Source organism: Sphingomonas sp. TREG-RG-20F-R18-01, assembly GCF_022662475.1.
GTDB lineage: Bacteria > Pseudomonadota > Alphaproteobacteria > Sphingomonadales > Sphingomonadaceae > Sphingomonas.
The window spans coordinates 1-3392 of sequence record NZ_JAKNQQ010000036.1 but is presented as its reverse complement, the minus strand read 5'-3'; the positions used below and the strand labels follow the sequence as shown (position 1 = coordinate 3392).

Annotated in this window: 1 tRNA gene and 2 rRNA genes; all 3 read left to right on the top strand. The window is 54.1% G+C overall.

The features are described from left to right. Nucleotides 1-97: 97 nt before the first annotated feature. Nucleotides 98-2893: ribosomal RNA gene (locus L8K25_RS22480) — 23S ribosomal RNA — on the top strand. Nucleotides 2894-3050: 157 nt separating this feature from the next. Next, nucleotides 3051-3165: ribosomal RNA gene (gene rrf, locus L8K25_RS22475) — 5S ribosomal RNA — on the top strand. Between the two features lie 87 nt (nucleotides 3166-3252). Then, nucleotides 3253-3329: transfer RNA gene (locus L8K25_RS22470), tRNA-Met, on the top strand. Nucleotides 3330-3392: the final 63 nt, after the last annotated feature.

The following is a 3392-nucleotide window of genomic DNA, read 5'->3' as shown; positions in this document are numbered from 1 at the left end:
AATCATCCGCACCAAGATACTGCGACAACTCTGCTCTTGCCGAGTCGGCGTGATCGTCATGATCATGCCCAGTGTTGTTGTTGGTGGTGCGGACTCTCAAGCGTGAGGTAAGGGCAATTCGTGGATGCCTTGGCGCATACAGGCGATGAAGGACGTGGCACGCTGCGATAAGCTGCGGTGAGGTGTGAGCAACCTTTGACCCGCAGATTTCCGAATGGGGAAACCCACCTATCCCGTTTAACTTCGCATTCAGGTAACTGAGTGCGACGCTAAATGGGGTTAGGTATCACTTAAGTGAATACATAGCTTTCGTGAAGCGAACCCGGCGAACTGAAACATCTCAGTAGCTGGAGGAAAAGACATCAACCGAGATTCCGTTAGTAGTGGCGAGCGAACGCGGACCAGGCCAGTGCCTGGAGTTCAACTAGCAGAAGCCTTTGGAAAGAGGCGCCATAGCGGGTGACAGCCCCGTATGCGAAAGTGAGACTTCAGGACATGAGTAGGGCGGAACACGTGTAATTCTGTCTGAACATAGGGGGACCACCCTCTAAGCCTAAATACTCGTATGCGACCGATAGTGAACTAGTACCGTGAGGGAAAGGTGAAAAGCACCCCGATGAGGGGAGTGAAACAGTACCTGAAACGGATTGCCTACAAGCAGTTGGAGGGTCCTTGAGGCCTGACAGCGTACCTCTTGCATAATGGGTCTGTGACTTAATGTATCAAGCAAGCTTAAGCCGTTAGGTGTAGGCGCAGCGAAAGCGAGTCTGAATAGGGCGCCAGAGTTTGATGTATTAGACCCGAAACCCGGCGATCTATGCATGACCAGGATGAAGGTGCAGTAACATGCACTGGAGGTCCGAACCGATTAACGTTGAAAAGTTACCGGATGAGTTGTGCTTAGGGGTGAAAGGCCAATCAAGCCGGGAAATAGCTGGTTCTCCGCGAAAACTATTGAGGTAGTGCCTCGGATGGACACCCTAGGGGGTAGAGCACTGGATGGTTGCGGGGGTCGCGAGACCTACCAACACTAACCAAACTCCGAATACCTAGGAGTGATATCCGGGAGACAGACGGCGGGTGCTAAGGTCCGTCGTCAAAAGGGAAACAGCCCTGACCTACAGCTAAGGTCCCCAAGTCGTGTCTAAGTGGGAAAGCATGTGGAACTTCCAAAACAACCAGGAGGTTGGCTTAGAAGCAGCCATCCTTTAAAGAAAGCGTAACAGCTCACTGGTCTAATCAAGAGGTTCTGCGGCGAAGATGTAACGGGGCTCAAGACACGCACCGAAGCTTAGGGTGTGCCCTTTATAGGGTACGCGGTAGCGGAGCGTTCCGTAAGCCTGAGAAGCGATCTGGTAATGGGTCGTGGAGGTATCGGAAGTGCGAATGCAGACATGAGTAGCGATAAAAAGGGTGAGATGCCCTTTCGCCGAAAGACCAAGGGTTCCTGCGCAAGGCTAATCCGCGCAGGGTGAGCCGGCCCCTAAGACGAGCCCGAAGGGGGTAGTCGATGGGAACCACGTTAATATTCGTGGGCCTGGTGGTGTGTGACGGATCTCGTGTGTTGTCGTCCCTTATCGGATTGGGACGGCCTCGAAGAGGTCCCGGGAAATAGCCCCACCGTATAGACCGTACCCGAAACCGACACAGGTGGTCAGGTAGAGTATACCAAGGCGCTTGAGAGAAGTGTCCTGAAGGAACTCGGCAAATTGCCTCCGTACCTTCGGAAGAAGGAGGCCCAACATAGGCGCAAGCTCTTGTTGGGGGCACAGGCCAGGGGGTAGCGACTGTTTAGCAAAAACACAGGGCTCTGCTAAGTCGGCTTCAAGACGACGTATAGGGCCTGACGCCTGCCCGGTGCCTGAAGGTTAAGTGGAGGGGTGCAAGCTCTGAAATGAAGCCCAGGTAAACGGCGGCCGTAACTATAACGGTCCTAAGGTAGCGAAATTCCTTGTCGGGTAAGTTCCGACCTGCACGAATGGCGTAACGACTTCCCCACTGTCTCCAGGACATGCTCAGCGAAATTGAATTCCCCGTGAAGATGCGGGGTTCCCGCGGTTAGACGGAAAGACCCCGTGCACCTTTACTGCAGCTTCAGAGTGGCATTAGGAAGAAACTGTGTAGCATAGGTGGGAGGCTTTGAAGCGTTGGCGCCAGCTGACGTGGAGCCATAGGTGAAATACCACCCTGTTTGTTTCTGATGTCTAACCTCGATCCATGAAACTGGATCAGGGACCCTCTGTGGCGGGTAGTTTGACTGGGGCGGTCGCCTCCTAAAGAGTAACGGAGGCGCGCAATGGTGGGCTCAGGACGGTTGGAAACCGTCTGTTAGAGTGCAATGGCATAAGCCCGCCTGACTGCGAGACTGACAAGTCGAGCAGAGACGAAAGTCGGTCATAGTGATCCGGTGGTCCCTCGTGGAAGGGCCATCGCTCAACGGATAAAAGGTACGCCGGGGATAACAGGCTGATAACCCCCAAGAGCTCATATCGACGGGGTTGTTTGGCACCTCGATGTCGGCTCATCACATCCTGGGGCTGGAGCAGGTCCCAAGGGTTTGGCTGTTCGCCAATTAAAGTGGTACGTGAGCTGGGTTCAGAACGTCGCGAGACAGTTTGGTCCCTATCTGCCGTGGGCGTCGAAATTTGAGAGGAGTTGACCCTAGTACGAGAGGACCGGGTTGAACATACCTCTGGTGTACCTGTCGTTCTGCCAAGAGCGCAGCAGGGTAGCTATGTATGGACGGGATAACCGCTGAAAGCATCTAAGCGGGAAGCCTCCCTCGAGATAAGATTTCATAGAGCCGTCAGAGACCATGACGTTGATAGATCGGATGTAGAAGTGGAGTAATCCATGGAGCTAACCGATACTAATTGCTCTATTCGCGCTTGAGAGTCCCACCATCAATGACAATCCTGGGTGACCAGAATGTCGCAGATGGCGGATGATCAAATGCAACGCCTGATTAACAACTACCATCTTCAGAACGACGTAAAGCGTGCACCGATTTTAAGATACGAACCCAACTTCGCTGTTCACCGGCTCCATTGCTTGGTGGCTATAGCGTCAGTGCCCCACCCGATCCCATCCCGAACTCGGCCGTGAAACCTGACTGCGCCCATGGTACTATCGCTTAAGCGATGGAAGAGTAGGTCGTCGCCAGGCATTGAAGCCGGTGAGCAGCAAGTTCGTTCGTATCGATAAGAACCCATTCACATGTCATCTACCCTCGTTCCGCACTTGCGGAACCGTCGCGGGGTGGAGCAGCCCGGTAGCTCGTCAGGCTCATAACCTGAAGGTCACAGGTTCAAATCCTGTCCCCGCAACCAAATCCGACACCACCCAAAGCCCCGCAGCGAAAGCTCCGGGGCTGTCGGCGTTCCGGTGAGCGG